Here is a 6,594-nt window from a genome sequence, read left to right on the forward strand (position 1 = left end):
TCTATCCCGAAGGGTTCTTTCTCGCTCGCCCCAGGTGCCACACACCTCTTGCATTCAGGTGACGAGACTGACAATGTTTTCGGGCGACGAAATGTTTATGCTGACGAAATGGACCCGAACCTGTGCCCACGCTGCGGTAACTCGGTCACCGTCAAGCCACGTGGCCGGCCGGCCCGGTGGTGTTCGGATCGTTGCCGCAAACTCGCCTCCGAGGAGCGTCGCGCCGGCGAACGCGGCGCGATCGGGTTGCAGATCCGCGACCACACGCGGGTGGTGGAGAAACCGGTTCCGGAGCGGATGAGCGCGACCGTCGCGGCGGCCCGCGCGGCCGAGGACATCGACGCGGCACTGTCGGTGCTCAGCGCTCTGCAACGCAGGCTCGTTGCCGACGAGGTCGCCCTCACCGACCTCGACCGGCTGTACCGGGGTATCAACGATCTGCGGGCGACGTTCCGCCGAACCGTCCCCCCGCATGCCGTGGGCCTCATCAGTTACCGGACCGAAAGCCCCGCTGCGCCGGACCCGAAGACGGCGGTGCCCATCGTGCTGGGTAGTCCCCGCGCCTGCGCGGAAGTGATCGCCGCACTCACCGAGCGCGTGCGTACCGGCGACCTCGCCCACGACCCCCGGCACGACCGGACCCGGCGCGCTGTGGCAGACCTCATCCGTACCGCGCACGTCCGCCGATAGTTGCGCTGTGTGGGTGAGATGCACCGATCCGTTCACGACAAGGGTCGACGGGTAGGTGCGGCGTGGGCCGAACGAAATCATGTCGTCGACGTCCATGTCGCCGGCGCGGCGGAGGCTTGAAGCCGGCCGTTCCGGGCATTGATCCGCCAGGGTGGTACCGCTTCAGGCCCGCGCGGAGTCCACGAAAATGGTGTGGAATCAGCACTCGACGATGGCAGGCTCGCTGTCGTTCCCTCCACCGATGTACTGATGGTGATGGGATGGAGCCACCGTCGATGACGGTGGACTGGATCAGGGAGCGAGAGGAGAGCGGTAGTGGCGGCACAGCGAGGTGTGACCGAGGCGCAGGCGGATTCGGAGCTCGCCGCGCTCACCCCGATCATGGCGGTGGAGGGCCGCACGATGGACGAGCACAGCCAACAACTGCTCATGCAGCTGCTGCAGGAGAGCATCAGCCTGTGCGATGCCCTCGATGCGATCATCCGGCGACGATCCGATATCGCCTCGAGCGCACCCCCACCCGCCGACTGAGACCGCCCGGGGGAAGCCGGGTGTGCCCGTCCTTTCCGATGCCCTCGACGCTGTCCGATGCGGTGCAGCACGCGGTGGGGGTTTGCCGACCCGGCGCGGTTCGCGTCTTCGCCGGAGGTGTTGCCGGTCTCGATGTCAGATGTGGTTGGTCGCGATGGACGAGAAGTGCGCTGCGATGGCATCGTCGATTCGGGTCGACAGGCTGACCTCGTCGCAGTCCGCGGGAATCGCTTGTGTGGCGCCGATTGTTCCCGCCCACAGGTTCCAGGCGAGTCGATGTACCGCCGGGGTTTCACGGACGTCGCCGGCCTCGATGGCGCGTGCGACGAGGTCGTCGGTGTTCTCTACCCACCGCAGGTAGGTCTGGTGCGAGCCCTCGATCGAGGGTTCGAGGCTGAGTTTCATTCCGGCCCGGAGGATCTGGTTCGCGTCGAGGCGGCGGGCGAGTATCCGAAAGATCATCTCCACCTGCGCCAGGGCGGTAGATCGGGTCGCTTTGGCATCTGCGAAAGCGTGGTGCACCGCGCGGGACCATTCTTCGATGAGGTTTTGCGCCATCGATTCTTTGGATGCGAAATGGAAGTACATTCCACCTTTGGTGGTTTCGGCGTCGGCGATGACGGTGTTGACGTTGGCGAGTGTGTAGCCTTCGGCGTCGAATCGTGCGGCTGCCGCGGCGAGGAGTTTTCCTCGCGTTCGTTCGGCTCGAGGTTGCAAGGGTTTACGGTCGGCGACGACGTACGTCCCGTTGCGCTCGGTCATCTCACCAGTCCAATCAGGGTCGCTCGGTCTCGGGCGGTGCGAGGACCACCGCTCCGCAGAATTTCGTACAGCTCATTCCGAACGCCCGAGGGCACGACCGTGCGCGGCCCCGTACTCGCCATGCCCATCAGTGAACTCCCTTTTCCCGATCGTGGGCGGCAAAGCCGTCACATCTTTGTCGAGATCAATAGTGCCGAACAATCGAGGACCGTCACGGCCACAAGCTCACAAATCCCGATCGAGCGAGAGCAGCAGCCTCCGATGTAGCCGACCCCAAGTGTGGCGGCACCGAGAAACCCGACCCGACAGCGACCGACGAAACAGGAGCTTGGGCGTATCGGAATCGACCCAAATGGGTGGCGCCAGTCCCAGGACCCGCGCGAGGTTTCGGTATCGGTGGTCGTGTGTGAATCTCAGACTCGCCTTCGGCCGGACGTCAGATTTTTTTGGTGGCACCCGTCGCCCGCAGTGATTGCCGGACACTTCTCTGCGCGCCGCAAACGTTCGGCCATGTCGAGGACCAGCCCTGCGGACGATTCGGAAAGACCGTCCACGCAGGACAACAAGCGCCGCAGCGGCCCCTGTTCGAGCCGGTCGATGACGGCCGACGCGTCCGTGGACTCGCTGCCGGCCGGCCGAAAAAAGTAGTCGTGATCGACTCCGAAGTAATCCGCAAGCACGGCAACGACATCCGGAGAAGGGCTCGTCCGCAGACCTCGGCGTAACTGAGACAAGTAGGGCCGCGACATACGCCAGCCGCCGGCTGTCAGATCGTCTGCCACCTCTGCTTGGGTGACGGGGTGACCGAGTCGCGGTGAATCCTCGAACAACATATTCAACCGGTCAGCGAACATACGATTCCTCACGTCGAAAAGGCCGAAAACAGTACCGAGCGGAAAACGAGAACCAGGGGCCGACCGCCGCTCGGCACGCCGGGCACGCCGTGTCCGAACGGTTCCACCATGCGGGCACAGAATGCGAATTTCCCTCGACTTATCGCTGCGGTTGCGCACAATGCCCTGAACAGCCGACTCTCCCCTTCCCCATACCGACGGGCCGTCGGCCGATGCCGGCTCCCCAGCCGCTGAACCTTGGGACTGTATCGGATGAGATGGGTCTGTCCAGAAAACGGTGTAATTGATTGATTTCTAACTACTTTCGTCCGGCAGACAGCCGTCCGTCGAACGTTATCTCGAAGGCATTCAGTGCTGCCTTCCATCGGTTGGACCAGCGTTGGCGGGCGGTGCCTTTCGGGTCGAGGCTCATGATGGCCAGATACACGCATTTCAAGGCCGCGGCCTCGGTCGGAAAGTGTCCACGGGCCTTGATAGCCCTGCGGATTCGGGCGTTGACACTTTCGATGGCGTTGGTCGTGTAGATGACCTGCCGGATGGCGTTGTCGAATTGTAGGAACGGCACGAACTCAGCCCAGGCATTGGTCCAGAGCCTGATGATCGCGGGATAGCGTTTCTCCCATTTGTCACTGAACTCTGCGAATCGGTCGAGCGCGGCCTGCTCCGACGGCGCCGTGTAGACGGGTTTGAGGTCCTTGGCGATCTCGGACCAGTCCTTGCGGGAGGCATAGGCGTAGGTGTTACGGAGAAGATGGACCACACAAGTCTGCACGATGGTCTGTGGCCACACTTGCTCGATCGAGTCGGGTAGATGCTTGAGACCGTCGCACACGACGATCAGAACATCCTGCACACCACGGTTTTTCAGCTCGGACAACACCCGAAGCCAGTACTTCGCCCCTTCCCCGTCGCCGTGCTCACCGGCCCACAATCCGAGGATGTCGCGGGTGCCGTCGACAGTCACCCCCATCGCGACGTAGATCGGCCGGTTGGCGACGTTGCCCTCGCGAATCTTGACGTGGATGCAGTCGATGAACAGCACCGGGTACACAGGGTCCAACGGCCGGTTCTGCCACTCGGCCATGCCTTCCATCACCCGCTCGGTGATCGTCGAGATCGTCTGCTTGGACACATCGGCTCCGTACACCTCGGCCAGGTGTGCAGCGATCTCACCGGTCGTCAAACCCTTGGATGACAACGAGATCACCATGTCCTCCACGCCTGAGAGCCGACGCTGCCGCTTGGCCACGATCTTCGGTTCGAAGGAGGAATCCCGGTCACGGGGCACCTCGAGTTCGACCGGGCCGGCCTCGGTCAACACGTTCTTGGTGCGTCTACCGTTGCGGGAGTTGCCGCTGCCCCTGCCTGCCGGGTCGCTCTTGCCGTATCCGAGGTGGTCGTCCATCTCGCCTTCGAGCGCGGACTCCACGACTAGCTTGGTCAGCTTCGACAGCAATCCACCATCTCCGGTCAACTGCAGCCCTTCGGCTCGCGCCTGCTCGACCAGCTCTTTGAGCCGCGCATCGCTGATACCCGGCTGAGCCGAGTTCGTCTCTGTCTCACGATCAATCACATCAGTCATAGTGGCGTATCTCCTTTCAGAGTTACACCGTTGTTCTTACAGTCCCGATGAGATCGCGCCGCCCCCCGTTCGCCGGCTGAGACTGTTCGGGGAGGTGGGCCCGTCTTTTCCGGTGCCTCGACGGGTGTGGGTTCAGGTGTTGTTGCGGTGAGCGCGGCGCACCCGGTCGGCGTCGGTGATCTGTGTGCGCCAGTGGTGGGTGAGCCACATTTCGACGAGTTCGGCGGTGGTGTCGGCTTGTCGGGCCCAGTGGTGGAGCAGGTCGGTGTAGCGGGTGTAGCGGGCGACGGTGAACTGGGGGACCGAGGGGTTTTCCAGCCAGCCGTGCTGGAGCAGGGTCGACACGGATTGTTGATCGAGAAGTTGCGGTCGCCAGATGCTGTCGGGGTGGGTGGCCCAGCAGTACAACGAGAACAGTGACGGCCCGACGCCGGGGGTTTTCGGCCATCCGGACCATTGCCGGAACGGGCCGGCGTCGGTCAGCGCCGGGGATCGCTCGCACGCGGCGAACGCTTCGGTGATGACCCGGAACGGTTGATCCGGGGTGCTCGGGGTGCGGACGTCGACGAAGCGCCGTGCCCGGCCCCGGTGCGGGTGCGCGTAGAGCCACGCCGCGCACAGGTAGAGGGCGCTCAGATCCCGCCAACCGTCGACTTCGAGGGTGCCGCTCTCGCACTGAAGATCACTGCGGCTCAGATACGCTGTCCCGGTGTCTATCTGGTGTCCGTCGCGGTCGTGGCCGGCGATCCGCACCGGGATCCGGTGGCGATCGAGGCGGGTGTTCCACCAGTCGAGGTCGACGAGGGCCATGTCGTCGAGCACCGCAAGACCTTGATCGCGGGCGCTGCACCACCGAACGCAGTCGTCGGGAACGGTCAACGGTTCATCACGGGGGTCCATGGGAACATCGTGACAGTACCCACCGACAGTCCAGTGTGTTCGGAATCTGTTGCAGCACTGCATTTTTTCGCGCCGGTGCTCTGGTGTTCGTCGGGGTCGGTGTGTGTCAGCTTCGCGGCGTGGCGCAGGAGTGGTCGTACTTCGTCCAGAACCGTGCCCGCAACCGGTATCGGATCTTCTCGTCCAGGTCGTACTTCTGGGTGACGTCGCAGGCGTCCCGCAGAAGTGCGCGGTCGATGTCCGGTGGAATCGAGGGCCGCGCCGCCTGAAGTTCGAGTTGGTCCTCACCGGTCGCGCTTTCCTGAAACGCTGTGAGAACGCGGGAGACGACGTCGTCGATCAGTGGGCCGTGCTCGTCGTTGTCGTCACCGTACCCGTGCGGGTTGTGGGCGGGCGATCCCGTTGAAACACTGTACGCCAGAACCGATGTCGGTCGCGGCGTTGTCGGGGTGTGCTGAGGCCTCGCGAGGTCGAGGGGAGTGCGAGTGGGCGGGTGCGCCGCCGCTGCGGTCGTCGTCGACATCGACGGCCGGTGCGGGGGTCTCGGCGCCGGCCCGGGGTGGCGATCGACTTTGACCACTGCGGCATCGAGCGCCGCGCCGTCGATGTTGTCGAGGTCATCGGCCGCGGACCAGATGCCGGCTCACGCCGTGCGCTTTACCGTCGGCGGTCGGTACCGCGAGCAGCAGGACCTGCACTCCGTGCACCTGGGCCTCTTCGACTGCTTCGGCGAGGTCGTCGTCGCCGGAGACGAGGAAGAACACATCGGATGCCCTGTTGCGGGCATGGGCCACCAGGTCGAGGCCGATCCGAAGATCGACGCCCTTCTGCTCGCCGTTGACGCCGAACCGTCCGAGTCGGAGCTTCACTTTCGGGAGTTCGCCGATGCGTTCCTGCTGCGCGTCCGGGATCCCGTTGCGGGCAGAGTCGTACCAATACACCCGCAACATCGGCAGTTCGAGTAGAGCGCCGGCGAGCCTTTTCGATGTCCTTCTGGGATTCCTGGCCGAATATTGTTCTGAAATACCAAGGCACGTCGTTGTTTTCGCGCTGATTCCAGATTATGAGCTGGTTGTGGCAGGCGTTGCGTAGCGCGACTTCGAGGTAACCGAGGTCTTCGAACACTGCAGCGCTGATGCGACTGTTCCATTCGTAGAGATCCAGTGCACCTTCGATGTCGTCTCCGGCCGCGGCCTTGTACGGTGCGAGGCGTTCGGGAGTGAGCAGTGTATTCAGGCTCTGGATCAGGGCTGTGGAACGGTTGGGCATCTCACT

The 6,594-nt window shown here is 63.8% G+C and carries 8 protein-coding genes; 2 read left to right on the forward strand and 6 right to left on the reverse strand.

Features of this window, described 5'->3' with window-relative positions:
* Positions 1–108 precede the first annotated feature (108 nt).
* Together ABTX60_RS40455 and ABTX60_RS40460 are read left to right on the forward strand one after the other, a co-directional pair.
* On the forward strand, positions 109–690 hold the full coding sequence (locus tag ABTX60_RS40455; RefSeq protein ID WP_073513684.1) for a hypothetical protein: 582 nt from the start codon (positions 109–111) through the stop codon (positions 688–690).
* A 315-nt stretch (positions 691–1,005) separates the two neighbouring features.
* Positions 1,006–1,221 (forward strand): hypothetical protein, encoded by a 216-nt coding sequence (locus ABTX60_RS40460; RefSeq protein ID WP_073513685.1) that lies wholly within the window; start codon positions 1,006–1,008, stop codon positions 1,219–1,221.
* Between the two features lie 135 nt (positions 1,222–1,356).
* On the opposite strand, the gene ABTX60_RS40465 is transcribed toward ABTX60_RS40460, so the two are convergent.
* The 6 genes from ABTX60_RS40465 to ABTX60_RS40490 form a co-directional block, all read right to left on the reverse strand.
* Positions 1,357–1,983: a TetR family transcriptional regulator gene (locus ABTX60_RS40465; RefSeq protein WP_081377650.1), complete on the reverse strand. Its 627-nt coding sequence runs from the start codon at positions 1,981–1,983 to the stop codon at positions 1,357–1,359.
* A 413-nt stretch (positions 1,984–2,396) separates the two neighbouring features.
* Positions 2,397–2,837, reverse strand: coding sequence for a helix-turn-helix domain-containing protein (locus tag ABTX60_RS40470; RefSeq protein ID WP_241199208.1), 441 nt, complete (start codon positions 2,835–2,837; stop codon positions 2,397–2,399).
* Between the two features lie 298 nt (positions 2,838–3,135).
* Positions 3,136–4,419, reverse strand: coding sequence for an IS256 family transposase (locus ABTX60_RS40475; protein WP_003945410.1), 1,284 nt, complete (start codon positions 4,417–4,419; stop codon positions 3,136–3,138).
* A gap of 132 nt (positions 4,420–4,551) precedes the next feature.
* Complete coding sequence (locus ABTX60_RS40480; protein ID WP_081377651.1) at positions 4,552–5,241, reverse strand: 8-oxoguanine DNA glycosylase OGG fold protein; 690 nt, start codon at positions 5,239–5,241, stop codon at positions 4,552–4,554.
* Positions 5,242–5,425: 184 nt separating this feature from the next.
* Entirely contained in the window at positions 5,426–5,842 is a 417-nt protein-coding gene (locus tag ABTX60_RS40485) for a hypothetical protein (protein WP_350834936.1), read from the reverse strand.
* 94 nt (positions 5,843–5,936) lie between these two features.
* Positions 5,937–6,260: an NYN domain-containing protein gene (locus ABTX60_RS40490; protein WP_351944480.1), complete on the reverse strand. Its 324-nt coding sequence runs from the start codon at positions 6,258–6,260 to the stop codon at positions 5,937–5,939.
* Positions 6,261–6,594: the final 334 nt, after the last annotated feature.

It is taken from the genome of Streptomyces sp. NPDC126510, assembly GCF_040302345.1.
In the GTDB taxonomy this organism is placed as follows: Bacteria; Actinomycetota; Actinomycetes; order Streptomycetales; family Streptomycetaceae; genus Streptomyces.

What these genes read in the sequence shown, in the direction of transcription:
- ABTX60_RS40470 (WP_241199208.1), bottom strand. Translation starts at nt 2,837, where the DNA reads ATGTTCGCTGACCGGTTGAATATGTTGTTCGAGGATTCACCGCGACTC.
- ABTX60_RS40485 (WP_350834936.1), bottom strand. Translation starts at nt 5,842, where the DNA reads ATGTCGACGACGACCGCAGCGGCGGCGCACCCGCCCACTCGCACTCCC.
- ABTX60_RS40475 (WP_003945410.1), bottom strand. Translation starts at nt 4,419, where the DNA reads ATGACTGATGTGATTGATCGTGAGACAGAGACGAACTCGGCTCAGCCG.
- ABTX60_RS40455 (WP_073513684.1), top strand. Translation starts at nt 109, where the DNA reads ATGGACCCGAACCTGTGCCCACGCTGCGGTAACTCGGTCACCGTCAAG.
- ABTX60_RS40465 (WP_081377650.1), bottom strand. Translation starts at nt 1,983, where the DNA reads ATGACCGAGCGCAACGGGACGTACGTCGTCGCCGACCGTAAACCCTTG.